The 24,332-nt window shown below is 71.9% G+C and carries 25 protein-coding genes and 3 pseudogenes; 13 read left to right on the forward strand and 15 right to left on the reverse strand.

Annotation, left to right across the window (positions count from 1 at the left end):
• Nucleotide 1: 1 nt before the first annotated feature.
• On the reverse strand, nt 2–1,354 hold the full coding sequence (locus IE107_RS13210; protein WP_308434225.1) for a DNA-3-methyladenine glycosylase 2 family protein: 1,353 nt from the start codon (nt 1,352–1,354) through the stop codon (nt 2–4).
• Nucleotides 1,355–1,455: 101 nt separating this feature from the next.
• Nucleotides 1,456–2,628 carry a ribosome small subunit-dependent GTPase A gene (gene rsgA, locus IE107_RS13215; RefSeq protein ID WP_189543932.1) on the reverse strand — a complete coding sequence of 391 codons (1,173 nt, stop codon included), beginning with the start codon at nt 2,626–2,628 and terminating at the stop codon, nt 1,456–1,458.
• 374 nt (nt 2,629–3,002) lie between these two features.
• Between rsgA and IE107_RS13220 the strand changes: the two genes are divergently transcribed.
• Nucleotides 3,003–3,503 (forward strand): DUF5949 family protein, encoded by a 501-nt coding sequence (locus IE107_RS13220; RefSeq protein ID WP_189543933.1) that lies wholly within the window; start codon nt 3,003–3,005, stop codon nt 3,501–3,503.
• Nucleotides 3,504–3,638: 135 nt separating this feature from the next.
• Here the strand turns inward: IE107_RS13220 and IE107_RS13225 are convergent, their stop codons facing one another.
• The 6 genes from IE107_RS13225 to IE107_RS13250 form a co-directional block, all read right to left on the reverse strand.
• Entirely contained in the window at nt 3,639–4,049 is a 411-nt protein-coding gene (locus IE107_RS13225) for a rodlin (RefSeq protein ID WP_189543934.1), read from the reverse strand.
• Between the two features lie 119 nt (nt 4,050–4,168).
• On the reverse strand, nt 4,169–4,363 hold the full coding sequence (locus tag IE107_RS13230) for a hypothetical protein (protein ID WP_189543935.1): 195 nt from the start codon (nt 4,361–4,363) through the stop codon (nt 4,169–4,171).
• Between the two features lie 258 nt (nt 4,364–4,621).
• The gene (locus tag IE107_RS13235) at nt 4,622–5,032 is read right to left on the reverse strand and encodes a rodlin (protein ID WP_189543936.1); all 411 of its coding nucleotides are present in this window, start codon (nt 5,030–5,032) and stop codon (nt 4,622–4,624) included.
• Nucleotides 5,033–5,216: 184 nt separating this feature from the next.
• Complete coding sequence (locus IE107_RS13240; protein ID WP_189543937.1) at nt 5,217–5,507, reverse strand: hypothetical protein; 291 nt, start codon at nt 5,505–5,507, stop codon at nt 5,217–5,219.
• A gap of 248 nt (nt 5,508–5,755) precedes the next feature.
• Entirely contained in the window at nt 5,756–5,989 is a 234-nt protein-coding gene (locus IE107_RS13245) for a chaplin (RefSeq protein ID WP_189543938.1), read from the reverse strand.
• A gap of 308 nt (nt 5,990–6,297) precedes the next feature.
• The gene (locus IE107_RS13250; protein WP_189543939.1) at nt 6,298–6,699 is read right to left on the reverse strand and encodes a rodlin; all 402 of its coding nucleotides are present in this window, start codon (nt 6,697–6,699) and stop codon (nt 6,298–6,300) included.
• A 495-nt stretch (nt 6,700–7,194) separates the two neighbouring features.
• Between IE107_RS13250 and IE107_RS35910 the strand changes: the two genes are divergently transcribed.
• The 3 genes from IE107_RS35910 to IE107_RS13265 all read left to right on the forward strand — a co-directional run bounded on the left by IE107_RS35910 (nt 7,195) and on the right by IE107_RS13265 (nt 10,164).
• Complete coding sequence (locus IE107_RS35910) at nt 7,195–8,127, forward strand: chaplin (RefSeq protein ID WP_444545016.1); 933 nt, start codon at nt 7,195–7,197, stop codon at nt 8,125–8,127.
• A 265-nt stretch (nt 8,128–8,392) separates the two neighbouring features.
• Nucleotides 8,393–9,160 (forward strand): FadR/GntR family transcriptional regulator, encoded by a 768-nt coding sequence (locus IE107_RS13260; RefSeq protein ID WP_189543940.1) that lies wholly within the window; start codon nt 8,393–8,395, stop codon nt 9,158–9,160.
• A gap of 272 nt (nt 9,161–9,432) precedes the next feature.
• Nucleotides 9,433–10,164, forward strand: a complete 732-nt coding sequence (locus IE107_RS13265; RefSeq protein WP_229866888.1) for a Rossmann-fold NAD(P)-binding domain-containing protein — start codon at nt 9,433–9,435, stop codon at nt 10,162–10,164.
• Between the two features lie 22 nt (nt 10,165–10,186).
• Here the strand turns inward: IE107_RS13265 and IE107_RS13270 are convergent, their stop codons facing one another.
• Complete coding sequence (locus tag IE107_RS13270; protein WP_189543941.1) at nt 10,187–10,879, reverse strand: ABC transporter ATP-binding protein; 693 nt, start codon at nt 10,877–10,879, stop codon at nt 10,187–10,189.
• Complete coding sequence (locus IE107_RS13275; RefSeq protein WP_189543942.1) at nt 10,876–12,000, reverse strand: ABC transporter permease; 1,125 nt, start codon at nt 11,998–12,000, stop codon at nt 10,876–10,878. The genes IE107_RS13270 and IE107_RS13275 overlap by 4 nt, the downstream gene beginning before the upstream one ends.
• Nucleotides 12,001–12,115: 115 nt before the next feature.
• Between IE107_RS13275 and IE107_RS13280 the strand changes: the two genes are divergently transcribed.
• On the forward strand, nt 12,116–12,706 hold the full coding sequence (locus tag IE107_RS13280) for a TetR/AcrR family transcriptional regulator (RefSeq protein WP_189543943.1): 591 nt from the start codon (nt 12,116–12,118) through the stop codon (nt 12,704–12,706).
• Between the two features lie 39 nt (nt 12,707–12,745).
• On the opposite strand, the gene IE107_RS13285 is transcribed toward IE107_RS13280, so the two are convergent.
• Nucleotides 12,746–13,024, reverse strand: a complete 279-nt coding sequence (locus tag IE107_RS13285; protein WP_229866889.1) for a GntR family transcriptional regulator — start codon at nt 13,022–13,024, stop codon at nt 12,746–12,748.
• 164 nt (nt 13,025–13,188) lie between these two features.
• Between IE107_RS13285 and IE107_RS13290 the strand changes: the two genes are divergently transcribed.
• Together IE107_RS13290 and IE107_RS36285 are read left to right on the forward strand one after the other, a co-directional pair.
• Nucleotides 13,189–14,148: a dihydrodipicolinate synthase family protein gene (locus IE107_RS13290; RefSeq protein ID WP_189543944.1), complete on the forward strand. Its 960-nt coding sequence runs from the start codon at nt 13,189–13,191 to the stop codon at nt 14,146–14,148.
• Nucleotides 14,145–14,545, forward strand: a pseudogene (locus IE107_RS36285) (ROK family protein); the annotation flags it as partial. The gene IE107_RS13290 and the pseudogene IE107_RS36285, both read left to right, overlap by 4 nt.
• A gap of 17 nt (nt 14,546–14,562) precedes the next feature.
• Here IE107_RS36285 and IE107_RS13300 read toward each other — a convergent pair.
• Nucleotides 14,563–15,792, reverse strand: coding sequence for an acetyl-CoA C-acetyltransferase (locus IE107_RS13300; protein ID WP_189543945.1), 1,230 nt, complete (start codon nt 15,790–15,792; stop codon nt 14,563–14,565).
• 76 nt (nt 15,793–15,868) lie between these two features.
• Nucleotides 15,869–16,078 (reverse strand): hypothetical protein, encoded by a 210-nt coding sequence (locus IE107_RS13305; RefSeq protein ID WP_189544078.1) that lies wholly within the window; start codon nt 16,076–16,078, stop codon nt 15,869–15,871.
• A gap of 169 nt (nt 16,079–16,247) precedes the next feature.
• Between IE107_RS13305 and IE107_RS13310 the strand changes: the two are divergent.
• The 3 genes and pseudogenes from IE107_RS13310 to IE107_RS13320 form a co-directional block, all read left to right on the forward strand.
• Nucleotides 16,248–16,617, forward strand: a pseudogene (locus IE107_RS13310) (3-oxoadipate--succinyl-CoA transferase subunit B); the annotation flags it as partial.
• A gap of 68 nt (nt 16,618–16,685) precedes the next feature.
• A complete protein-coding gene (locus IE107_RS13315; protein WP_189543946.1) occupies nt 16,686–18,245 on the forward strand; it encodes a 3-hydroxyacyl-CoA dehydrogenase in 1,560 nt (519 codons plus the stop codon).
• Between the two features lie 109 nt (nt 18,246–18,354).
• Entirely contained in the window at nt 18,355–18,747 is a 393-nt protein-coding gene (locus IE107_RS13320) for a VOC family protein (RefSeq protein ID WP_189543947.1), read from the forward strand.
• Here IE107_RS13320 and IE107_RS13325 read toward each other — a convergent pair.
• Nucleotides 18,687–19,459, reverse strand: a pseudogene (locus IE107_RS13325) (DUF6597 domain-containing transcriptional factor). The gene IE107_RS13320 and the pseudogene IE107_RS13325 sit on opposite strands and share 61 nt — an antisense overlap.
• 52 nt (nt 19,460–19,511) lie before the next feature.
• Between IE107_RS13325 and IE107_RS13330 the strand changes: the two are divergent.
• Nucleotides 19,512–19,901, forward strand: a complete 390-nt coding sequence (locus tag IE107_RS13330) for a CU044_2847 family protein (protein WP_189544067.1) — start codon at nt 19,512–19,514, stop codon at nt 19,899–19,901.
• Between the two features lie 7 nt (nt 19,902–19,908).
• Here the strand turns inward: IE107_RS13330 and IE107_RS13335 are convergent, their stop codons facing one another.
• The gene (locus IE107_RS13335; protein ID WP_189543949.1) at nt 19,909–21,072 is read right to left on the reverse strand and encodes a YihY/virulence factor BrkB family protein; all 1,164 of its coding nucleotides are present in this window, start codon (nt 21,070–21,072) and stop codon (nt 19,909–19,911) included.
• Between the two features lie 17 nt (nt 21,073–21,089).
• Here IE107_RS13335 and IE107_RS13340 point away from each other — a divergent pair, with 17 nt between their 5' ends.
• Together IE107_RS13340 and IE107_RS13345 are read left to right on the forward strand one after the other, a co-directional pair.
• Nucleotides 21,090–22,727 (forward strand): acyl-CoA dehydrogenase family protein, encoded by a 1,638-nt coding sequence (locus IE107_RS13340; protein WP_189543950.1) that lies wholly within the window; start codon nt 21,090–21,092, stop codon nt 22,725–22,727.
• 282 nt (nt 22,728–23,009) lie between these two features.
• Nucleotides 23,010–24,302 (forward strand): helix-turn-helix domain-containing protein, encoded by a 1,293-nt coding sequence (locus IE107_RS13345; RefSeq protein WP_229866890.1) that lies wholly within the window; start codon nt 23,010–23,012, stop codon nt 24,300–24,302.
• Nucleotides 24,303–24,332: the final 30 nt, after the last annotated feature.

The raw sequence follows: 24,332 nt of genomic DNA on the forward strand, positions 1-24,332 counted from the left end.
CTCACAGCAGCGCCCGGTGGCGCGCCCCGTACGAACGCCAGGGCCGCCACCGGTCCGCCTCGGGCCGCCCCTCCGGGTCCACGTCCGGGTCACCGAGCGCACGCATCCGGATGAGCGCCGCGGCTGCCGGGGAGATCCCCGGCAGCCGCAGCAGCGCCTGTTCGGCCTCGTCGCGGTCGGCCCCGGCGTCGAGCCGTATGTCCCCGTCGGCGAGCGCGCCCGCCAGCGCCCGCAGCTCCGGCCCGTCCGCCGCACCGGCCAGCTCACCCGGCTCGGGGAACACATGCGTCAGCCCGCCGCAGGGCACGTCGAGCACCTTCCCGTACCTCTCCACCAGCCGTTCCGCCGCGTCCCGGCCCACCAGCGTCCGTACGGCGAACTCCTCCGGGTCCGCGGCACCCGGCGAACGCAGCCCGGGGCGAGCGGCGACGCCCGACGCGAGTCGGGGGTCGGCGCCGAGCCGCTCGTCGACGGCGTACGGATCGGCGTCGAGGTCGAAGAGCCGCCGCAGCCGCTGGACGGCCGTGGTCAGATCCCGCAGGTCCGTGAGGTGGATCCGGGCGTCCAGCCAGGACCCGGCGGACCGCTCGTCGACGGCCACGATGCCCGTGCCGTACGGAAGGCGCAGGGTACGCCGGTACGTACGGGCACCGGCCGCACCGCTGACCTCCTCGATCCGGGCGACCGTCTCGGCGGCCAGGAGATCGAACACCTCGCGGGCCGCGTACGGCCCCCGGTGGGCGAGCCGCAGCGGGATCCCGGTGGTCCGCGCCTCCCGGACCGCCGCTCCCAGCCCCGTCCCTGCCTCGGCCCGCAGCGCACTCGGCGTACGGGCGTAGATCTGCCGGATCGTGTCGTTGAACTGGCGCACACTGGCAAAGCCCGACGCGAAGGCGATCTCCGTCACGGGCAGCCCGGTCGTCTGGAGCAGCACGCGTGCGGTGTGGGCCCGCTGGGCGCGGGCCAGCGCCACGGGGCCGGCGCCCAGCTCGGCGTTGAGCTGCCGCTGCACCTGGCGTGAGCTGTAGCCGAGCCGGTGGGCGAGACCGGGCACGCCCTCCCGGTCGACCACACCGTCGCCGATCATCCGCATGGCCCGGCCCACCACGTCGGCCCGGACATTCCAGTCGGCCGAGCCGGGCACGGCGTCGGGGCGGCAGCGTCGGCAGGCCCTGAAGCCGTTGCCCTGCGCGGCGGCCGCGGTCGGATAGAAGCGGACGTTCTGCCGCTTGGGCGTGACGGCGGGGCAGCTCGGCCGGCAGTAGATGCCGGTCGTTTCGACGGCGAAGAAGAAGACCCCGTCGAAACGCGCGTCGCGGCTGCTCACCGCCTCGTACCTGGTCCGTTCGTCCATCACACCGTCCAGTGTGTGGCACCCGCCAGTACCGTACTGGCGGATTTCGGACGTGGACCGACGGTCCGCGGCCGTGGCAGCCGCGGACCGGAAACCCCCGCCTACCGGAACCGGCCGCGCTTGGCGTCCATGGCGGCCCGGCCCTCGGCACCCTTGCGCTTCCAGCCGCGCAGGATCTCCGAGCGCACCCGGGCGTCGGTCTTGGCGGCGATGCGCTGGTTCTCGCGCAGCAGCTTGCGGAAGCTGTCGAGGCGCCGTGCGTGCAGCGAACCGTCCTCGATCGCGGCGAGCACGGCACAGCCGGGCTCCGAGTCGTGGGCGCAGTCGTGGAACCGGCACTGCTCGGCCAGTTCCTCGATCTCCGAGAAGACCTGGCCTACGCCGGCCTCCGCGTCCCAGAGCCCGACCCCGCGCAGTCCGGGGGTGTCGATCAGCACGCCCCCGGAGGGCAGGACCAGCAGATTGCGGGTGGTGGTGGTGTGCCGGCCCTTGCCGTCGACATCGCGCGCGGCCTGCACCTCCATCACGTCATGGCCGAGCAGGGTGTTGGCGAGGGTCGACTTGCCCGCACCGGACGCCCCGAGCAGCACGCTCGTACCGCCCGAGACGATGGCGGAGAAGACATCGATCCCCTCCCCCGTGGCGGAACTGACGGTCAGCACCTGCACACCGGGGGCGACGCCCTCGATGTCCTGGACGAGGTACGACAGCGTGACGGTGTCCGGTACCAGGTCGGCCTTGGTCAGCACCACGATCGGCTCGGCGGCACCGTCACCGGCCGGCCCGCCGTCCCGCAGCAGCGCGGCACCGCTGGAGCTGGACATGGCGAGCGCGAGGAAGCGCTCCACCCGCCCGAGGTCGAACTCGACGGCGAGGGAGAGGCAGATGACGATGTGGTCCACGTTGGTGGCGAGCACCTGGCCCTCGGAGCGCTGCGAGGACGTCGAGCGGACGAAGGCGGTACGCCGCGGCAGCAGTGTCCGGACGAACTGCGGATCACCGTCGGGGTCGACGGCGACCCAGTCGCCCGTGCAGACGATCCGCATCGGATCGCGCGGGACGACGAAGGCGGTGTCGGCGCGGACCGTGCCGTGCGGGGTGACGACATCGCACTGCCCGCGGTCCACCCGCACCACACGTCCGGGCAGCAGTCCCTGCTCGGCGTACGGTGCGAACTCGGCCGCCCACGCGTCGTCCCAGCCGTACGGGGACAGCGGGTGCGACGCGGACGGGCCCTGAAGAGAGAAAGCGGACGGAAAAGACGGGAAAGACAAGGGAAACCCTTCAAAGGGTGGCCCCGGCAACGCGCACACGGGCGCGGGGAGTTACGGAGTAGGTCAGCCGGCGACCACGGGGGTGGGAACGATGCTCTTCGGGTTATGGGCAGCGCCCATCGCAGCGACAGTCATCACGATCCTCACCTCCTGGTTCAAGCACGGGACCGACAGGGGCGGTTGATCTCCGCCGTCCGGAACAGTGGACACCATAGTCCGTCCGCACCGGACGGCTCAACACATTAAAACGAAGCCGCGGGCAGCCGCCGGGCGGAGTGGATTCGGGCCGTGTCCACCAGAGATATCCGGCTATATCCCTCGATCAGGTGATGTTCATTCACAACGACCGGTCCGGGGCCGTTATGGTGCCGAGCATGACCTCACCCCAGACCTCCACCGGCACGTTCGCACAAGCCCAGTTGGGCACGATCACACTGATCGGGTGGAGCGGCGAACACCCCGCCGACGGCCACGACGTCGCCTTCCTTCTCGTCTACTCGCTGGGCGACGGCACGGACGGCCCCGCGGCCGGCGAGGCCGCCATGCGCGCGGCCCTGGAACGGAGCGGACTTCCTGTCGGCAGCAGTCCGGTGTACGCGGCCGAGAACCCGGGTCTCCCGGTGAAGCTGCTCGTCCAGGCCGGCCAGGCGGTCCTGACGATGCCTCACTTCACGGCGCAGTACCCTGCGCCGCCGGAGTGGCTGGCGGCAGCCGGTCAGCGGGGCGAGGTGCACACGATGTTCGCCACCCGTCCGTGGCCCCAGGGCGCACCGGGCGGGCCGGTGAGCGAGGAACTGCTGCGTTCCTTCGCGGCCGACCCGGAGGTCATCACGACCGCCGCCCACTGCGTCCTTCCGGTACGCAGCCTGGGCTGACCGTCCGGGCACGCCGAATGCCCACCGCCCCCCGTGGCGCGGTGGGCATCCTCATGCGTGGAGACCTGGGGCGGTGCCCCGGATCCTGCTGTGCGGGCGGCCGCGGGCGGATCCCCGGGCAGCCCGCACGTCAGGTCAGCCGTTGGCGACGCCGTTGCCCGAGAGCACCGGGATGTCGTCGACGAGGTGCGACAGCGGCTCGTCACCCTTGGCCTGGGTGGAGTTCTCGGCGCACTGCTGGTTCTGCGGCGAAGCCAGCACGTTGGCGTCCTGGACCGCGACCGGCACCAGCACACCGACGAGCGAACCGGCGTTGGCCTTGAGCGGCAGACCGACGCAGGCCTTGTTCAGCGTGCCCTGGACGAGCTGGACCTGCGGGCTGCCGTCCCCCCGGGTCACGCTGTTGCCGAACTCGTCCACGGCGCCGTTTCCGTTGACCGACGTGGTGCCCCCGTCATTGCCGATCGCCATGGCCGCGGGGGCCGCTGCGGCGGACAGACCGACCAGGGACACGGCCACTGCTGCGCCGGCCATCATCTTCTTCATCACGCTTCACCTTTCAAAGCGTCCCGTTGTGGAACGTACTGATCAACCCACTACGGAAGCATCGGTTCCGAAATACCACTCAAAAGGGTTCGATCCAGCATGAGTTCGACCATTTCCGATCACCCTTCGACAGCCTCGCCGGAGGTGCGGGCCGCGGGGACCCGGCTTCCCGCGCACGGCCGCTCGGGCCGTGCGGGCGGCTCCGGGCTGCCGTGGGCCGCCCGCCATTCGGCGAGCAGCCGGTCGTAGATGGGTGTGCCGTCCTGTGCGTTCCGCTGCCGGTCGCAGGGGTGGTGACTGTCGTAGTGGTCCATGAGTGGCCCCTACCCGGTGCGACGGGCGACGTCTTCCGGTACTACGGCAACCGGCCCAGTCCACCCGCTCCTTCGAGGGGCACGGCGGGCCATGAACGCCGGTGGGGCCGACGCATCCGGGCGGCCGGGAAACCGGCTGCCGTGCGGATGTGCCGACCCCACGGGTGTTTCGGATACTGCATGCAGACAGGCTCGAAGCGGCCCACGGCACGCTCCCTGCCGGTTCGACCGGCGAGGAGCGCCCGGGGCGGTACGGTCCTAGTTGTTGCCGGCGCCGTTGCCGGACAGGATCGGGACGTCGTCCAGGATGTGCGAGAGGGCCTCGTCACCCTTGGCCTGGGTGGAGTTCTCGGTGCACTGCTGGTTCTGCGGCGAGGCCAGGACGTTGATGTCCTGGACCGAGACCGGAACGACCCCGAGGACCGAACCGACGTTGGCCTTGGCCGGCAGCGCGACACAGGGCTTGTTGAGCGAACCCTGGATGAGCGCGAACTGCGGGCTCATGTCGCCGTGGGTGGTGGAGTTGCCATACGACTGGACGGCGTCGTTGCCGTTGACCGACGTCGTGCCGCCGTCATTGCCGATGGCCATGGCCTGCGGGGCGATCGCGGCGGAGACGCCGACGATCGAAGCAGCGACAGCTGCCGAGGCCATAATCTTCTTGATCATTAAATAGCCCTTCTGGGGTTTTCTGTTGCCCGCCTGTCCGGAGCGCCCTGATCAACTCACGACAACCGGAATGGTTGTGCCTATTCACTCGAACGGTTCTTTTACGTTCAGTTGTTCGCCGAATGCACAGCGCTGAAGGAACGCGAAAGGCCGGGACCGGCGGGGGACTGCCGTGGCGCGACGGTCAGCCACCGAGCGGCAGACCGCCCATGAGCGGGGCCGCCCCCTTGGCCGCACCGGTGGCCTGGTCGGCCAGCTTGGTGACGGTGCCGTTCCTCTGCACCGACTCCGCGGCGCCGCCGACCGTGTCCCCGATCGGGTCGACAGCCTGCGGAGTGCTCTCCACCACCTGGTTGACGCCTCCGTTGAGGCTGAAGTCGGGGGCCGTGGCGTCGGTGACGGCGAAGGCGGGAGCAGCCGTTCCGAGAGCAACCACGGAACCGGCAACGAGCGCAGCAGTCTTCGCGTACTTCACTTTCGGGTTCCCTTCTGCAGCGGCATCTGTTTCGGTCGCGTACCCGCGCCGCACGAGCCTTCTTTAGCCGTGCCTTCTGCCGCTTCCGCCGTGGGTAACGATGCGGTTGCGACAGGGCAACTGGACGGGATCGCCTTTCCTGCGGGACCACCCGATCGAATGCCGGGGAAGAAAGGGGCAAGCCCCGGATCGCAGTGCATGCGATCCGGGGCTTCCGCTCATGAGCGTTCGGCCCGTCCGACCAGGGGTCAGACGTTGCTGCAGGTGTTGCCGAATGCGGGGTTGATCAGACCGATCACGCTGACGGTGTTGCCGCACGCGTTGACCGGGACGTGGATCGGGGCCTGGACGTTGTTGCCGGACACCACACCCGGGGAGAGAGCAGTGCCGCCCTCGGCACCGGAGTCGGCGAACGCCGGCGCGGCGGCGCCCATCGCCATCAGGGTTCCGGCGGCGATGGCGGCAACCTTGGTGTACTTCACTGTGTTCCCTTTCTTTGACGGAGTCCGGAGCGGCCACGTCTTTCGTGCCGCACGAGCGCCGTCCTGATCACTCGTAACTCCGCCGGTGTAATTCATAACGATTTCAGACGGTATTCGAAACTCTTCTGGCGAAAGATTTCTGAAAGATCGCCCGAACGGCGCAATGTCGATCACCGATGTCACCGGAGAGGTCTTCCGACAATCCGATGCGCCAGTGTCGGGGGACGGCAGCAACAGGCCCGGGCCGCGCGGAGGAGGAACGCCTGCGGCCCGGGCCTGTCGTCTGCGGCTGGATCAACTACGGATGATCAGCTGTTGCCGGCACCGTTGCCGGAGAGCACCGGGATGTCGTCCAGGACGTGCGACAGCGGCTCGTCGCCCTTGGCCTGGGTGGAGTTCTCGGTGCACTGCTGGTTCTGTGGCGAGGACAGCACGTTGACGTCCTGGACCGCGACCGGGACCAGGCCGGCGAGCGAGCCGACGTTGGCCTTGGCCGGCAGGCCGACGCAGGGCTCGTTCAGGCTGCCCTGGACCAGGCCGAACTGTGGGCTGCCGTCACCGTGGGTCTCGGCGTTGCCGAACGACTGCGAGGCTCCGTTGCCATTGACCGAGGTCGTACCGCCGTCGTCGCCGATGGCCATGGCCTGCGTCGCGCCCAGACCGAGGATGGAGGCGGCAACGGCACCCGCAGCCAGAACCTTCTTGATCACGATTAACCCTTCTCGTACTGAATGCCCCGTACCGGAGCCCCCTGCCCAACTCGCCGCCGGGCGTTTGGTTCTCTCCATTCACCCGAATGCCCATCGGTGCGTACAGCAGTACGAAACGGCGCCTCGCGAGTGCGCGGACGGAATCGGTCCGCCCTGCCACTTCCCCGCCCCACAGCCATTGTCCGCTCGTCGAGTTGCGCATCTCTGTGCGCCGGACGGGTTCGAGTCGACCTGGGCTCGTACTCCATTCGTGTGGTCACACAATTTCCACGACCTTTCGAGTTTCCTCAACAATTCCTTCTCGTTATGAGTGACACAAGCGTGCAGGTTCGGGCGCTCGGCTTCCCGTCCGCCGCTTGCCGAGTCATGCACGGGCGCCGCCGGGGTGGCCTCCCGGCGGACTCCGCACCGGCCTGATGAATGAACAGCGAGCGTTCTGCTCGCACGGAATGGCCTAAGAAGGGGCAACCAATGCGAAAAGCCTTGAGTAAGAGCGTGCTGATTATGGCGGCGACGTCAGGGATCCTGACCGCAGCCGGTGGATACGCGTTCGCGGATGCCTCCGCCGACGGCGCGGCCGTCGGTTCGCCCGGCGTCGGCTCGGGCAACAATGTGCAGGTGCCGGTGCATGTGCCGGTCAATGTGTGCGGCAACACAGTAAATGTGGTCGGCCTGCTGAACCCTGCGTTCGGCAACAAGTGCGAGAACAAGGGCGGCTCCGGCAGCGGGGGCCAGGGGGCGAGCGCCGCGGGCGGCGCGAGCCAGTCCCCCGGTGTGCTGTCCGGCAACAACGTCCAGGCCCCCGTGGACGTTCCGGTCAACGTGTGCGGCAACACCGTCGATGTCGTCGGTGTGCTGAACCCGGCTGCTGGGAACACGTGCACGAATGAGGAGGGGCCGGGCGTCGAGCCGCCGGTGGTCGAACCTCCGGTGGTCGAGCCGCCGGTAGTCGAGCCCCCCGTGGTCGAACCGCCAGTGGTCGAACCGCCAGTGGTCGAACCCCCCGTGGTCGAACCTCCGGTGGTCGAGCCGCCGGTAGTCGAGCCGCCGGTGGTCGAACCCCCCGTGGTCGAGCCGCCGGTAGTCGAACCTCCCGTGATTGAGCCTCCCGTGGTCGAGCCGCCGGTAGTCGAGCCGCCGGTCACTCCCCCCGTGACACCCCCGGTGGTCACGCCGCCCGTGGTCACGCCGCCCGTGGTCACGCCGCCCGTGGTCACGCCGCCTGTGGTGACGCCCCCGGTCACGCCCCGCACCGATGAACCGCGGACCGGCATCGAGCCCAAGGGCTCCCCCGGGGACACGTTCACCACCGGGCAGCTGGCGCACACCGGTGCCGACGCCAACCTGGGGCTGGCCGGCGGAGCCGCCGCGGCCCTGGTGCTGGGTGGAACCATGCTGGTCCGCCGTACCCGCGCCTCGAAGAGCTGATCGGCGCGGTCGACAGCTAGCGGACCGAAAAGAAGCGGTCCGTTGTCACAGTCGGGGCTGTGACAACGGACCGCTGTCGTTCGACTCGGGCCGGCTCATGACCCGGGCGAGCCCCGCGCGGTCCGGGCAGGCGCGATCTCGGCGGCCTCGACCGCGTCCAGGCAACGCATCGGGGCAGGACATCATACGTCAGATGTCAGATGCCTTGATAGCGTGGGAACGTAGCTGGACAACCGAGAGGGGTCGAGAGGTGGGGAGTTCACATATGCCCGGCGCGAAGCCCGGCCGGCGGCTGCTCCGGCAGGAAGTGGTCGAGGGCATCAAGCGCTACATCCTCGAAGAGCGACTCCGCCCCGGGGACCCGCTTCCCACCGAGCCGGCCCTGTGCGAGGCACTCGGCGCCAGCCGCTCCAGCGTCCGCGAGGCGGTCAAGATCCTCGACGCGCTGGACATCGTGGAGGTGCGTCACGGGCACGGCACCTACGTGGGCCGGCTGAGCCTGTCGGCCCTGGTGGAGAGCCTGGCCTTCCGCGGGCTGCTCTCCCCCGACGACGACTTCCAGGTGATGGCCGACCTCGTCGACGTACGCGAGCTCTTCGAGCGCGGGACGGCCGACCGGATCGTCTCGCTGCTCAACGAGGAACAGCTCGAAGAGCTGGACGGCCTGGTCGCGACGATGCGCAGGACCGGCGCCCAGGACGGGCACGGCTTCGTGGACGCGGACCGGGCGTTCCACGCGCTCCTGGTGGCGCCGCTCGGCAATCAGTTGATCGGCCAGCTCTCGATGGCCTTCTGGGACGTGTACTCGATCGTCGCGCCGCATCTCGACGGATTCACTCATGCCGATGAGACGGCCACGATCGCGGCCCACCAGAACATCGTGGACGCCGCGCGGGCCGGGGACGTCACCGGCTTCATGAAGGCGCTGAGCGAGCACTACGCCCCGGTCCGCCGCCGGATCTCCGAGGCCCGCGCACGCGACAGCGCGCTGGACCGGCGTCCGGCGAATCGGGGCCGCCGGTCAGGCCCTTGACGGCCGCCGGGAGGACTGCCCAGGGTACGTGCGCCGTCCGGAGCCCGACCGATCGAACCGGCACAGAACGCCGTGTTCATCGACCACTGGGACGACTGGCCGAACGGCAACGGCGGCCAGGTCCCGCTGCCACTGCGGTGACGGGCTCAATCCCGATGAGCGGGGCCGTCACCGGCGCCTCGCGTTCCCGTTCCGCACCGGCCCGCACGGGTGCGACGATGAGGGCGGCCAGCACCTCCCGGAGCATCGGAACAGGCGGTAGCACGGTGACAGTGACGCGTTTACGCATCGGGGTGGTCGGCGGCAGCATCGCCGGCTGCGCCATGGCGATCGCGGGGGCGCGGGCCGGGGCGGACGTCACCGTCCACGAGCGCAGCGACGGCACGTTGCAGGACCGGGGTTTCGGCATCGTCATCCCTCCGCCTCTCCATCAGGAGCTGGTCGCGGGCGGGTACCTGGGTGCGGACATGCCGACGGCGCCGGTCGCCACCCGGGTCTGGCTCGCACGGGCGCCGGGGCGGCGGACGGCGCGTGAGCTGGCGCGGCAGCAGGCGCCGGTGGCGGCGTGCAACTGGGGTCTGCTGTGGCGGGCGTTGCGCGCCAACGCCCAGGGCGGCACCTACCACCGCGGTCGGCCTGTCGGCTCCGTCGGGCGTGCGGCCTCCGGCGGCGCCCTGATCCGTACCGCGGACGGCGAGCGGGAGTACGACATCGTCGTCGGGGCGGACGGGCACCGCTCCGTCACCCGCGAACTGCTCGCCCCCGGGGTGCGGCCGGTTCCCGCCGGGTACCTGGTCTGGCGGGGCACGATCCCGGCGACCGCCCTGAGCGAGCGTTCCGCCGAGGGGGCCCGCCTGGTCGGCCTCGGCCGCAGGCTGGGGCGCGCTTTCGTCGAGAACACGCCCGACTGGCCCGCGCTGGGGCCCGCCGAGGTGGAGGCGCTGAGCCGGGCCGCGCTGGACGGCGACGACAGCTATCTGTACGGCAGCGTCCAGCGACAGTGACGGGCCGGGTCGCGGGACCGGTTCAGCGGCCGGGCCGTGCGGACGGGGCCGCCCCGGCGGTCAGCGCGGTCATGTCCACGATCCGGTCGGCCGCTTCCGCCACGGCCGGGTCGTGGGTGGCGACGACCGTGACGCAGTCGTCCTGGTGGGTGCGTTCGGCCAGGAGCGCCGCCAGTTCGCCGGCTTGCGAACGGTTGACGGCCGCCGTCGGTTCGTCGATCAGCAGCAGTTTCGGGGAGAGGAAGAGCGCACGGGCCAGGGCGACGCGCTGGCGTTCGCCGCCGGAGAGCTGTTCGGGGCGGTGGCGCAGGCGATGGCCGAGACCCACCCGGGTCAGGGCCTCCTCGGCGCGGGAGCGGTGCGCGCGAGGGCGCCCGCCACCTATGTACACGGCGGCGAGCAGCTGGTCGGCGGCGGCCAGTCCGGAGAGCAGATTGCCGCTCTGGAACATGTAGCCGATCCGTTCCCGGCGCGCCGAGGCGCGCCGGGCGTCGGAGAGTGCGGCGAGATCCTCGCCATCCAGCAGGACCTGCCCGGCGGTGGGCCGCAGCAGCGCGCCCGCGACGGCGAGCAGCGTGGACTTGCCGGAGCCCGACGGGCCGACGAGGGCCGTCATCCGGCCGGGTGCGAAGGTTGCCTCGAGACCCTCGAAGACGGTGGCACGGGCGTCGGCGCGGCCGAACTCGACAGTGACGCCGGTCAGTTCGAGGCTCATCGGTTTGCTCCCAGCATGGTCAGCGGATCGGCTTCGGTGACCCTGCGCAGGGTCAGGGCGGTGCCCGCGAGGCCGACGGCCGCGACGGTGCACATGGTGCCGGCGAGGGTGATGGCGGGCAGGCTGAACGGCACCTGTTCGCCGACCAGCAGCCCGACCGCTCCGGCGAGCACGGCGCCCGCCGCGGTGCCGAGGACGACGACCAGGGCCGCCTGGAGCACGGTGTGGGCGAGGAGCCGGCTGCGGGAGGCACCCAGTGCGCGCAGCAGGGCGAGTTCGGGCTGCCGCTGCACCGTCCACACGGCGAAGAAGGCGCCGACCACGAGCGGCGCGATCAGATAGAGGAAGACCTGGATCGAGGTCATGGTGACGCGCTCGCCGGTGTAGCCGGGGGCCGCCTCGTACGCCTCCTCCTTGGTGAGGGTGGTGGTGGAGTGCCGCGCATCGAGGGTGGCGGACGAGGTGCCGGCCGGCGGGGTGCGCAGGGCCAGGGCACTGAACTGGTCGGGGATCACGGCTGCGGCGGAGGCCGGGGCGCCGGGAGTGCTGAAGCGGATGCGCTGCCAGGTCTTCAGCGGGACGTAGGCGACAGGCACATGGCCGTAGCTGGAGCGCTCGGTCAGCCCGGTGACGCGCAGTTCGATGCCGAGCCGGTCGATGGCGAGGGTGTCGCCGACGCGTACGCCCTCGTCGGCGAGCTTGGCGGACATCACGATGCTGTCCGCCGCCGCGTCGGCGAGGCCGTCGCCCTCGGTGACCGCGGGGTCGAGGAAGGAGTCGGGCTCGACGCCGAAGGCGGCGAGGTCGACCTCGGCGCCGCGGTCCGTCGTGCCGCGGGTGATGGAGACACCCAGTGGGGTCGCTTCGACGCCGGCGTCCGCGCGCCAGGCGGCGGCGGTCTTCTCGTCGAGGAGGCTGCGGGCGAACTGGTCGGACCGGGCGTCCGAGGAGAAGACCAGCTGCGCGGCCGGAAGACGGCGCAGCGCGGAGATGGTGTCGTCGCCCAGGCCGGTGGTGAAGCCGGAGACGATGCCGACGAGTGCGGCGACGAGCACCACGACGGACCCCATGAGCAGAAAGCGTCCTCGGGCGGCGCGCAGCTCCAGTAGAGCGAGGAACACGGCGGTTCCCTTCGATGGATCGATGTTAGGGACGGTGTGTCGCCAACATAGATGATGGGGACGCGGCGTCCCCAAGTGGGGGTCGACAGGGCGCCGGGGCTTCTAGACTGGGCCGGTGCCCAGGATCAGAGCCGCCACGGTCGCCGAGCACCATGCCCAGCAGCGGCTGGCCCTGGTGCGGGCCGCCCGTGAGCTGCTGGAGGGCGGCGACGCCGAGGCCGTGACCTTCACCGCGGTCGCCAGGGCCACCGGCCTCGCCCGCAACAGCGTGTACAAGTACTTCCCCGGCCGCCCCGAACTGCTCGCCGCGGTCGTCGAGGACGCGATGCCCCGCTGGACCGACGCCATCCGGTCCGGCATGGCGGCAGCCGGTACGCCCGAGGAGAAGATCGCCGCCTATGTGTCGTCCCAGCTGGAGCTGGTGCGCGGCGGCGAGCACCGAATAGCCCAGGCACTGGCCGGGGTACAGGACGCGACGGTGGTGCGGGAGAGCGCGGCACAGGCCCACCGGGAGCTGCTCACCCCGCTGATCGGCGCGCTGCGCGAGCTGGGCGAGGAGGATCCGCGGCGTACGGCCCTGCTCCTCCAGGGAATCGTCAACGCGGCCACGACGGCGATCGAGAACGGCGACGATCCCCGGGCGGTGACGGACCGGGCGGTCCGGATGGCCGTCACCGCGATCACCGGGGCGGCGCCGGGGCGGTGAGGGACCGGGGCCCGCGCCCGGCTACCGGACCGGTGACGGTTACAGGCGGGCACGGATGCCGTCGAAATTGGTGCACATGACACGCACCGCGCGTTCGCCGTCGGCCGTCGCGGCCGTCGCGGCCGTCGCGACGATCTCGTAGTGCCGGGCGCAGCCGGCCAGGGGGTCCTGATGGCCGTCGTCGAGAGCTTCGCGCACCGCCGTCCTGCCGGCCCCGAAGAGCTCCATCGGCTCCGCCCCGGCGGGCAGCGCGTCACGGGGGCCGAGTCCGCGTTCCAGGATCAGTTGCTTGAGTCGGCGCACCACACCTTGGGTCATGGCGGGGCGCGCCATGACCTGGCGAGGTGCGATGGCCCCTTGACCGGTCACAGGAGCGTCCGTCTATGGTGAGCCGGACATAGGACATCTTACGTCTCATGTCTCGATCCGTTCGGCTGCCTCGGGCCACGGATCGGCGCAACGACCGAGCTGGAGCCCTCACCATGTCCCTGACCTCACCGCTGCACGGCGTCGTCCCACCGGTCTGCACCCCGCTCGACTCCCGGGGGGAGGTCGACACCGCGTCCCTCGCCCGGCTCGTCGAGCACCTCATCGACGGCGGTGTGCACGGGCTGTTCGCGCTCGGGTCCACCAGCGAGGTCGCGTACCTCACCGACGAACAGCGCGCCACGGCACTGGAGACCGTGATCGGCGCGACCGACGGCAGGGTTCCGGTGCTGGCCGGTGTCATCGACACCACCACCGCACGGGTCGTCGAGCACGCCCGCTCCGCCGCCGGGCTGGGCGCGGACGCCCTGGTCGCGACCGCCCCGTTCTACACCCGCACCCACAGCAAGGAGATCGCCCAGCACTTCCGGCGGCTGCGCACGGCGGTCGACCTGCCGCTGTTCGCGTACGACATCCCGGTCGCCGTGCACAGCAAGCTCTCCCCCGCGCTGGTGCACGAGCTCGCCGAGGACGGCACGCTGGCCGGTCTCAAGGACAGCAGCGGCGACGAGGGCGGGCTGCGGCGCCTGATCGGCGGGCTGGGCGGCCGAGCGGGCCGCGCGAGCGGCCCGGCACCGCACTTCAGCATCCTCACCGGCTCCGAACTCACCGTGGATGCAGCCCTGTTGGCCGGGGCGGACGGTGTCGTGCCGGGCATCGGCAATGTCGACCCGGCCGGTTACGTACGGCTCTACGACGCCGCGCGGGCCGGGAACTGGGAACTGGCCGCGCGGGAACAGGGGCGGCTCGTCGAGCTGTTCGCCATGGTCGACGCCGGTCCGGAGGCCGACATGGGCCGCAGCTCCTCGGCGCTCGGCTCCTTCAAGGCGGCGCTCCAGCTGCTCGGCGTCATCGCCTGCGGTGACACGGCCTTCCCGCAGATCCAGCTGAGCGCCGAGTCCGTCGCCCTGGTTGCCCGGCGCCTGCGCGCCGCCGGTCTGCAGCCGGTCCGATGAGCGAGGGCTCCGGGCCGTCCGCCGCCGGAACGGGTGCCGCGGTGACCGGGTTCGACCTCGGCGGTACGAAGAGCGCCGCCGCACTCCCCAGCGCCGACGGCGCGCTCCTGGCCCGGCCCACCCCGGCCCGAGGCGGCGCGGCGGCCGTGCCGGACGCCCTCGCCGGAGCGGCCGCGGCCGTCGATCCGTAGCGACGGGCCGCGGCGCTCGGCATCGCGGTGGCCGGCGTCGTCGAGCCCCGTACCGGTAGGTCACCAGCGCCACCGACTCCATCCGCGGCCGGGCCGGCACCGCCCCGGGCGCCGGCCGCACCGGTTACCCGGCGGCCTGCGACAACGGCGTACGCGCCACGGCGGGCCCGGAACTCGCCGCGGCAGGTACAAGGATGGGCTCACTGCACCCGTCGGCCGGACGTCAGTCCGCGATGCGCTCGAAGACCGCGGCGAGACCCTGCCCGCCGCCGATGCACATGGTCTCCAGTCCGTACCGGGCCTCCCTGCGGTGCAGCTCACGGGTCAGCGTGGCGAGGATACGGGCGCCGGTGGCGCCGACCGGGTGACCGAGGGAGACGCCGGAGCCGTTGACGTTGACGCGCTCCTCGTGGTCCTTCTCGCCGAGGCCCAACTCGCGGGTGCAGGCGAGCACCTGGGCGGCGAAGGCCTCATTGAGCTCGATCAGGTCGAGGTCGGCGAGGGTGAGCCCGGCGCGGTCGAGGGCGGCCCGGGTCGCCGGGACGGGGCCGATGCCCATCGTCGCGGCGGGCACCCCGGCACGAGCGAAGGAGACCAGCCGGACCAGCGGGGTCAGACCGAGGCGTTCGGCGGTGACCGCGCTGGTGACCAGGCAGGCGGCGGCCGCGTCGTTCTGACCGCTGGCGTTGCCCGCGGTGACGGTCGCCTCCGGGTCGGACTTCGCCATGATCGGGCGCAGCGCTGCGAGTTGTTCGGCGGTGGTGTCGGGGCGGGGGTGCTCGTCGGCGGTGACGACGTTCTCGCCCTTGCGGGTGCGTACGGTGACGGGGACGGTCTCCGCGGCGTACCGGCCCTCCGCCATGGCCCGGCCGGCGCGCTGCTGGGAGCGCAGGGCGAGGGCGTCCTGGTCGGCGCGGCTGATGCCGTAGGCGCGCCGGAGGTTCTCGGCGGTCTCGATCATGCCGCCCGGCACGGGGTGGTTGACGCCGCCCGCGGTGACCCGGCCGCGGGCCAGCGCGTCGTGGAGCTGGAGGCCGGGGCCCTTGATGCCCCAGCGGCCCTCGTGCGTGTAGTACGGGGCACCGCTCATCACGTCGACGCCGCCCGCGATCACGACCTCGCTGAAGCCGGCCCGGATCTGCATCGCCGCGTCGAGCACGGCCTGGAGGCCCGATCCGCAGCGGCGGTCGACCTGGGAGCCGGTGACGGTCTCGGGCAGTCCGGCGTCCAGCGCCGCGACCCGGCCGATGGCAGGCGCCTCGGCGGACGGGTAGGAGTGCCCCAGGATCACCTCGTCGACGGCGGAGGGGTCGATTCCGGTACGGGCCACGATCTCGGCGATGACACGTGCGGCGAGCGCGGCCGGCGTCTGCTGTGCGAACACTCCGCCGAAGCGGCCGATGGGAGTGCGCAGTGGTTCACAGATGACGACATCGAGCTGCTGATCGGGCACGATGTGACCTTTCGGAGACGAGTGGCGTGTGCCGCCGACCCTTGCACCCGGCGACTGAGCCGGTCCAATATCCAGTTCACCCTGGTTCAAGACGTGGCGCGTCTCGATTCCCGCTCGCGGAGGTTCGGCTCCCGGCCGGGCCCGGGGGCGTGGGCAGGGCCTCCTCCGCCACCGCGAGCACCGCCCGCAACGCGGCGGAGGCGGCACGCCAGGCCAGCGCCGCCCGGAGCCGGATCGGCGGCTCCTCGGCCACGGCGACGAACGCGGTCAGGTGACGCAGCTCCATGCACGTCCCTTGTGCCGATTCATTGCTCAGGTGTCTTGATCCGACCTTAATTTGGTATTGGACAGCAATCAATAGCCGCTGACACGGTGGGGCGACGCGCATCCAGGACGCGCCCGCAGAGCCGGAGGAGCACCGTGGCCACGACTGACCGGAAAGACAGGACGATGTCGTCGAAGTGATGGCCGACTCCCGTGAGGTCTTCGTCGTGATGCGCCGCCACAACCCGCGTTCCTTCACCGGGACCCTCGACTTCTGCACCACCCCCGGCCCCGACCGGGTGCCGGCCGAGGGCATCCGGCCGCTGGGCGCCGGCCGTCACCCGGGTCATCACCGAGCCGGGCATCCTGGCCCGTGGGGGCGTCGGCGAGGAGCTGAGACCGGTCGCCGTCCACCCCGGTGTCACGGTCGAGCAGGTACGGGCGGCCACCGGCCGGGACCTGGAGGTGGCCGGCACGGCCGGGACCGTTCCGCCGCCGACCGGGGCCGAACTCCGGCTGCTGCGTGAGGACATGGACCCGCAGCGCGTCTATCTTCGCTGAGACCGATCATGTCACGGCCGTCCGCCCGGACGGATCGCTTGTCACACCCCGAGAGGACCGCAACCGCCATGCGTATCAGGATCGTCGGCGCCGGGGCCATGGGCCGCGGCATCGCCCAGTGGGCGGCCACCGCCGGACACACCGTCGAGCTGGGCGACGTGCGCACGGAGGCCGTGACGGCCGCCGTGGAATTCGTACGGTCCATGCTCGAACGGGCCGTCCAGAAGGGCCGGATGTCCGACGGGGACCGGGCCGCCGCCCTGGAGCGGCTGGTCCCGCTCGACGACCCGTGGGCCGAGGGCCCGCACGTCGAACTGGTCATCGAGGCGGTGCGGGAGGACCTCGGCACCAAGACGGAGGTCTTCGGCAGGCTGGAGCGGGCACTGCCCGCCACGGCCGTCTTCGCGACGAACACCTCGTCCTTGTCGGTCACCCGGATCGCCGCGGCGCTGGAGGACCCGACGCGTCTGGCCGGGCTGCACTTCTTCAATCCGGTACCGCTGATGAAGATCGTCGAGATCGTGCCCGGCGCGGCCACCCGCCCGGAGATCCCGCCGGCCCTCACCGCGCTCGTCGAGAGCTGTGGCCACCGCGCGGTCACCGTCGCCGACACCCCCGGCTTCCTGGTCAACCACGCCGGGCGCGGGCTGGTGACCGAGGCGCTCGCGCTGCTGGAGGAGACGGTCGGCGACCCGGCGGACATCGACCGGATCGCCCGCGACGTACTGGGCCTGCGGATGGGCCCGTTCGAGCTGATGGACCTCACCGGGCTGGATGTCACGGCCGCGGTGATCGACTCGATCTGGCAGGGCTTCCGGTACGCGGACCGGCTCCGCCCCTCCTTTCTCACCCCGAACCGGGTGGCCGCCGGGCTGCACGGCCGCAAGACCGGGCGCGGCTGGTACGCGTACGGTCCCGAGGCGCCCGCCCCCGCTCCGGAGCCGCCGGTCACCGGCGACGCGGACCGTCCGGTGTTCGTCCACGCCGTCCCGGGGCAGGACCGGGACGCGGCCGCGCTGCGGGCCGCCCTGACCGCCGCGGGCGCCGTCGTCGAGACCGGCACCGGCCCGTCCGACGAGGCCTTGGTGCTCGTTCCGGTCTGGGGCACCGCGGTCGCCGAGGCGGTCGCCGGGCACGGCTTGCCCCCGGGGCGCACCTTCGGTGTGGACCCGCTGCCCGCGGCCGGCCGCCGCCGGGTGCTGGCCGTGACACCGGCGGCGGACCCGGCGGCCGCGCGCGACGCCCGCGCGGTGCTGGCCCGCACGGCACAGGGCGACGAGCCGTGGGCGGTCTCGGTGGTGCGGGACACCGCGGGTTCGGTCGCGCAGCGGCTGCTCGCCTCGATCGTGTCGGTCGCGGCGGGGATCGCGGAGCGCTCCATCGCCTCCCCCGCCGATATCGATCTGGCCGTCACCGCCGGGCTCGGCTACCCCGTCGGCCCGCTGGCCTGGGGCGACCGGATCGGTGCGGACCGGATGCTGGAGCTGCACCGGGCCCTGCACCGCACCACGGGCGATCCGCGCCACCGCCCGAGCCGCTGGGTCACCGAGCGCGCCCAGCTCTCTCTCGCGCTGACGGACCCGGGCACGTCGCCCGCCGACTGCGCGGCCGGCGCCGTGTCCTCGTAGCAGCGAGGCGGGGGTGCTGCCGGCCGCCGCGGCACCCCCGTCCGCGCCCGTCCCGGCGGATGTCCGTTTCGTACAAGACCCGGGCCGGGGCCCGGCATACGGTCGAGCCATGACTCCACGAATGGACGCGGTCGGCATCGTCACCGCGGATCTGGCCGCATCGCTCACCTTCTACCGCCGGCTCGGTCTCGACATCCCCGCCGGTGCGGAATCCGCACCCCATGTCGAAGTGACGCTCCCGGGCGGGCAGCGGCTGCTCTGGGACACCGAGGAGGTCATCCGCTCCTTCGACCCCGGATGGACCGCGCCGGCCGGCGGGGACCGCCTCGCGCTCGCCTTCCTGTGCGACAGTCCGGCGGAGGTGGACGCGGTGTACGAGGACCTGACCGGCGCGGGGTACCGGGGACATCTGAAGCCGTGGGACGCGGTGTGGGGGCAGCGTTACGCGACGGTCCTCGACCCGGACGGCTGCGCGGTGTCCCTGTTCGCAGCCAACGGCTGAGGTCCGGCGCGCACGGCTACCGGCCGAGGTAGGCGGTCAGGGTGGTCCCGGCCAGGTCGCGCATCTCCCGGGCGAGATGGGCCTGGTCGGTGCAGCCCGCCCGGGCCGCCGCCTCGGCGTACGGCGTCCCGGACCGGGCGAGGGCGAGCGCGCGCTGGAGCCGCAGGACCCGGGCGAGCGTCTTGGGCCCGTAGCCGAAGGCCGCGAGCGAACGACGGTGCAGCTGGCGGGCGCCGAGGCCGGCCCGGTGCGCGGTGTCCGCGACGGACAGCCCGGTGCCGAGCCGCTCCGCGACGTACCGCATCAGCGGGTCCGGCGGTGCGCAGCCGGCCGCCAGGCGCAGCGCGACGTTCTCCAGCGCGGCGGCCGGGTCGGGGGCTTCGGCGAGACGCTCGGTGAGCAGGCGGACCCGGCCCGCGGGCCACAGGTCCGCGAGCTCGACGCGCCGGTCGCGCAGCTCGTGCGCCGGCACACCGAGCAGCGCGGGGGCCGTGCCGGGTGCGAAGCGGATGCCGGCGCACTGCCCGCCGGGCGGGGCGGAGGGCGTCGTGGCACGGGTGTCGGGGCCCGCGACGAGCAGCCCGCCGCCGATCCAGAGCAGGTCCATGCATCCGTCCGGCAGCACCGGATGGACCGCACCCCGCGGCACGCTCAGTGTCCACACGATCGCACCGTCGAACCGCGACGTCCGCTCTTCGTACCTGTCGCCCATGGCCCACACGCTAATCTCGTCGGCGAACGGAATCGGCTTCCCGGGGGCGGTCATGACGGCACTGATGGAGTTCACCACCGACAACGGCGCGACCGTGACCGTCGAGGTCGACCGTCACACCCAGGGCGCACAGCTGGTCGCGCTGGGCGACGACAACACCCTGGCCAGAGCCGGGCGCACCTTCGGCAGCGCGCTCACGGGAATCCGGTCGGCGGCCGAGTCCGCCCTCGCGGTGTTCCGGGACGGCGCCCTGAAGCCGGACGGTGTGGAGCTCGAATTCGGGGTGAAGATCACTGCGGAGGCCGGGGCCGTGATCGCGAAGAGCGCGGTCGAGGGTCATATGGTGGTCAAGCTCTCCTGGTCCCCCGGCGCGACTCCGGCGGTACCTGCGGCTGCGGCGGAACCGACCGATCCGGCACCCGCTCCCGCGCCCGCCCCCTGAGCACCGCTCAGTCGCCGGACTCGTCGTCCTGCTGGTCCGGGTTCGGCTTGTCCGGCTCCTTGTCGCGGCTCGGCTGGAGCCTGGACTTCACATCGTCCGGCGGCAGGAACTTCGACCAGCGCTCGGGGAATTCGGACGGCATGTAGGGGCTCTCGCCGTCGTCGCCCTCTTCGTCGTGGTTCCCCGCCTGTGTCCGGGCGACGAACTCGGCCGCCTGGGCCGCCCGTACCCGGTCGTTGGCCGCGCGGGCGGCGGCCGTCGCCAGCGAGGGCCACACCCGGTCGATGGCCGCGTTCACCGCCGCTCCCACCAGCACCGCGAACGCGGAGATGCCGATCCACAGCAGAACGGCGATCGGGGCGGCCAACGAGCCGTAGATCGTGGGCCCCTCGACCGTACTGGTGAGGTAGATCCGCAGCAGGAAGCTGCCGAGCACCCACATCGCGAGCGCCACCAGCGCCCCGGGCATGTCCTCGATCCAGGGCGAGCGGACCGGTACGGACACGTGGTAGAGCGTGGTCAGGAACGCGATCGACAGCAGGATCACCAGCGGCCAGTACAGGACGCTTATGAGCTCGGTGCCCCACGGGACGAACTCCACGACCCGGTCCGGGCCGACGACGAGCAGCGGCAGCACCACGGAACCGAGCAGCAGCGCGACGACGTACAGCAGGAAGGAGAGCAGCCGCGTCTTGACGATCCCGCGCTGGCCGTCGAGGCCGTACATCACGGTGATCGTGTCGATGAAGACATTGACCGCGCGGGAGCCGGACCAGAGCGCGATCGCGAAGCCGATCGAGATGACATCGGGCCGGGCGCCGGTGGTGACGTCCGCCAGGAGGGGCTTGGCGAAGTCGTTGACACCCCGCTCGCTGAGCACGGTCTGCGCGGCACTGAGGATATTGCGCTCGATGGAGGCGACGGTGGTGGTGCTGGTCCACTCGTCGACGTATCCGAGCAGCCCGATCAGACCGAGGAGCAGGGGCGGCAGGGACAGCAGGGTGAAGAACGCCGCCTCGGCGGCGAGCCCGAGGATGCGGTACTCCATGCACGAGTTGACGGTGTCCTTGAGCAACTGCCAGGCCATCTGCCGCTTGGATACGTTGCGGTAGAGGACTCGGGCCCGGTGGAGCCGACCCGGCCGCTCGGGTGTTTCGTTTGCTGCCTGCACGTCCTTACCGTATCGGCATGGCAGCCACCACCCACACTGTGTCCAACCAGGTACCGCCGCTGACCGGCTACGACGTCTTCGCCACCGACCGGGCGCTCACCGAGGCGGTGCAACGTCACACGTCTCCCGAACTCCTGGCCGAAGTCCGGGGCGAACTCGGCGAGCTGGGCCGGTCCGCCGGCTCCGCGCAGGTGCAGGAGTGGGGCGCGCAGGCGAACGGGTACCCGCCGGTACTGCGTACCCACGACCGCTACGGCCACCGCATCGACGAGGTCGAGTTCCACCCGGCCTGGCACCGGCTGCTCGGCCACGCGGTCACCGCGGGCCTGACCGGCGCCTGGGGCCGGTCGGGCGGCCATGTGCGGCGGGCGGCCGGCTTCCTGGTGTGGACGCAGGCCGAAGCGGGGAACGGCTGCCCGCTGTCGATGACGCACGCGGCGGTGCCCGCGCTGCGCACCGATCCGGCGCTGGCCGCCGAGTGGGAGCCGCTGCTCACCTCGACCGTGTACGAGCGCAGGCTGCTGCCCCCCGCGCGGAAGGCCGGGGTGCTCTTCGGGATGGGGATGACGGAGAAGCAGGGCGGCACGGACGTACGGTCGAACACGACCCGCGCCGAACCGCTGGCCGCGGAGGGCGAGTATCTGCTCACCGGGCACAAGTGGTTCTGCTCGGCGCCGATGTCCGACGGCTTCCTGGTGCTGGCGCAGGCGCCGGGCGGCCTGACGTGCTTTCTGCTGCCCCGGGTGCTGCCCGACGGCGCCCGCAACACCTTTGCGATCCAGCGGCTCAAGGACAAGCTGGGAAACCGGTCGAACGCTTCGGCCGAGGTCGAGTTCGACGGCACGTGGGCGCGCCGGGTCGGAGAGGAGGGGCGCGGGGTGCGCACCATCATCGGGATGGTGGCGGCGACCCGGCTGGACTGCGTGGTGGGCTCGGCGGCGCTGATGCGGCAGGCGGTGGCGCAGGCGATCCACCACTGCACGTACCGCAGCGCGTTCGGCGGGGTGCTGATCGAGAAGCCGCTGATGCGCAATGTGCTGGCCGATCTGGCGCTGGAGTCGGAGGCCGCGACGGTGCTGGCGATGCGGCTGGCGGCGGCGTACGACGACGGCTCGGAGAGCGAGCAGGCCTTCCTGCGGATCGCGGTGCCCGCGGCGAAGTACTGGGTGGCCAAGCGGTGCACCGCGCTGGTGGCCGAGGCGCTGGAGTGTCTCGGCGGCAACGGCTATGTGGAGGAGTCCGGGATGCCCCGGCTGCTGCGCGAGGCCCCGCTCAATTCGATCTGGGAGGGCTCGGGCAATGTGCAGGCGCTGGACGTACTGCGGGCGCTGCGACGTGAGCCGATGGCGCTGAACGCGTTCCTCCAGGAGGTCGGCAAGGCACGCGGGGCCGATCACCGGCTGGACGGGGCGATCAAGGACATGCTGACGGAGCTCGCCGATCTGGACGGGATCGAGGCGCGGGCCCGCCGGCTGGTCGAGCGGATGGCGCTGGTGCTCCAGAGTTCGCTGCTGGTGCGGTGGGCGCCGCCGGAGGTGGCCGACGCGTTCTGCGCGTCACGGCTGGGCGGGGACCGGGGCGCGACGTTCGGAACGCTGCCGCACAGTCTCGATCTGACCTCGATCGTCGAACGGGCGCGGCCCGTCGCGGAGTAGGGCCTGCCCGCCGGACAGGCCCTGACGGGCCCCTCCTCGCGGGAACAGCAACGGAGGGTGGTGCTGCGCCGACACGGCACCACCCTCCTTGCTCTGCACACCGGACAGTGGGGCACTGGCTCCGCCGCGCGGTGTTGCACCACTCTCGTACGGACCCCCACCTCTTCGCCAGAGTTGCAAAGGGTTGCAACGATTGTGCGGAGTGTGCGGTGCCGGGCTTCTCGCAGCGGCAGGATGGGGCCCGTGGATCGTCGAGTCGGCCTGGCGTGGGGGGAATCGAGAGTGGAGACAAGCGCCTCCGGGGTGACGCGACCGGATGCCGGGCATTCCGCCCCGGCCACCCGCCTGATCCACCGGGTCAGGGAGGCCAGGCTCGCCGGCGACCGCACGCAGGTCGCTCCGCGGGCCGAGATCGGTGCCTCGTGGGACCGGTTGCTGCGCAGCGGCATGGATCCGGACCAGTCCACCATGAGCGAGCTGCTGGGCGTGGACGAGATCGAGCACCGGCGCCGGAGCTCGACGCTGGGCGAGGTGATGCCGCTGCTGAACGACGGTCTGGTCGCCCTGGCGGACGCCGCCCAGCAGATCATGGTGGTCACCGACGTGGAGTGCCGGGTGCTGTGGCGCCGGGGCAACGCGGCGGTGCTGCGCCGGGCGGACGACGTCTGTCTGGCAGAGGGCGCGGCCTGGGCGGAGGAGAGCACGGGGACGAACGCGATAGGTACGGCGCTGGTGTCCCGGGTCCCGGTCCAGGTCCACTCCTCGGAGCACTTCGTCCGCACCCTGCACAACTGGACCTGCGCGGCGGCCCCGGTCCGGGACCCGCGGGACGGCAAGGTGATGGGGATCGTCGACATGAGCGGTCCCGCGTCGACGTTCCATCCGACGACGCTCGCCCTGGTCAGTTCGGTCGCCAGGCTCGCGGAGAGCGAGATCAGGAACCGGCATCTGCAGGCGATCGACCGGCTGCGTTCGGTGGCGGCACCGCTGGTGTGCCGGGTGGGCGGCCGGGCCCTGGCGGTGGACACCCACGGCTGGCTCGCCGCGGTGACCGGGATGCCGCCGATCGACCGGCTGCCGCTGCCCAAGTCGTTGGCGCCCGGCCGGGTGTGGCTGCCGTCGCTCGGCATGTGCCGGGTCGAGCCGCTGCCCGGCGGCTGGCTCCTGCAGGTCGCGGACGGGCCCTCGGACGGAGCGCCGCAGCGGGTGGTGCTGGATCTGAGCCGGCCCCGCGGTCTCACGGTCAATGTCGTGGGCTCGGTGAGCACCTGGACGCAGCGGCTCTCGCCGCGCCACGCGGAGCTGCTGTACGCCCTGGCACTGCACCGCGAGGGGCGTACGGCGTCCGAGCTCGCCGAGGACATCTTCGGCGACGCGACCCGGACGGTGACGGTGCGGGCCGAGATCTCCCGGATGCGCCGCCATCTCGCCCAGGTGCTCGCGCACCGCCCGTACCGCTTCGCCGAGGACGTCGAGGTGGAGGTGATCCACCCGGACGACCCGGCCGATCTGCTTCCGCACTCGACGGCTCCGGTGGTGGTCAGGGCACGGACGGGCGGCCAGGACCGCTCGTAGCCGGTCACGCTCCCGGTCCGCCGTCCGCGC

Source organism: Streptomyces gelaticus (assembly GCF_014649535.1).
Classification (GTDB): Bacteria; Actinomycetota; Actinomycetes; order Streptomycetales; family Streptomycetaceae; genus Streptomyces; species Streptomyces gelaticus.

Coding starts and splice junctions, on each gene's coding strand:
- IE107_RS13330 (WP_189544067.1), top strand. CDS start 19,512: ATGACGGCACTGATGGAGTTCACCACCGACAACGGCGCGACCGTGACC.
- IE107_RS13270 (WP_189543941.1), bottom strand. CDS start 10,879: ATGAGCCTCGAACTGACCGGCGTCACTGTCGAGTTCGGCCGCGCCGAC.
- IE107_RS13260 (WP_189543940.1), top strand. CDS start 8,393: ATGCCCGGCGCGAAGCCCGGCCGGCGGCTGCTCCGGCAGGAAGTGGTC.
- IE107_RS13290 (WP_189543944.1), top strand. CDS start 13,189: ATGTCCCTGACCTCACCGCTGCACGGCGTCGTCCCACCGGTCTGCACC.
- IE107_RS13305 (WP_189544078.1), bottom strand. CDS start 16,078: ATGGAGCTGCGTCACCTGACCGCGTTCGTCGCCGTGGCCGAGGAGCCG.
- IE107_RS13225 (WP_189543934.1), bottom strand. CDS start 4,049: ATGAAGAAGATGATGGCCGGCGCAGCAGTGGCCGTGTCCCTGGTCGGT.
- IE107_RS13235 (WP_189543936.1), bottom strand. CDS start 5,032: ATGATCAAGAAGATTATGGCCTCGGCAGCTGTCGCTGCTTCGATCGTC.
- IE107_RS13285 (WP_229866889.1), bottom strand. CDS start 13,024: ATGACCCAAGGTGTGGTGCGCCGACTCAAGCAACTGATCCTGGAACGC.
- IE107_RS13230 (WP_189543935.1), bottom strand. CDS start 4,363: ATGGACCACTACGACAGTCACCACCCCTGCGACCGGCAGCGGAACGCA.
- IE107_RS13320 (WP_189543947.1), top strand. CDS start 18,355: ATGACTCCACGAATGGACGCGGTCGGCATCGTCACCGCGGATCTGGCC.
- IE107_RS13340 (WP_189543950.1), top strand. CDS start 21,090: ATGGCAGCCACCACCCACACTGTGTCCAACCAGGTACCGCCGCTGACC.
- IE107_RS13220 (WP_189543933.1), top strand. CDS start 3,003: ATGACCTCACCCCAGACCTCCACCGGCACGTTCGCACAAGCCCAGTTG.
- IE107_RS13210 (WP_308434225.1), bottom strand. CDS start 1,354: ATGGACGAACGGACCAGGTACGAGGCGGTGAGCAGCCGCGACGCGCGT.
- IE107_RS13315 (WP_189543946.1), top strand. CDS start 16,686: ATGCGTATCAGGATCGTCGGCGCCGGGGCCATGGGCCGCGGCATCGCC.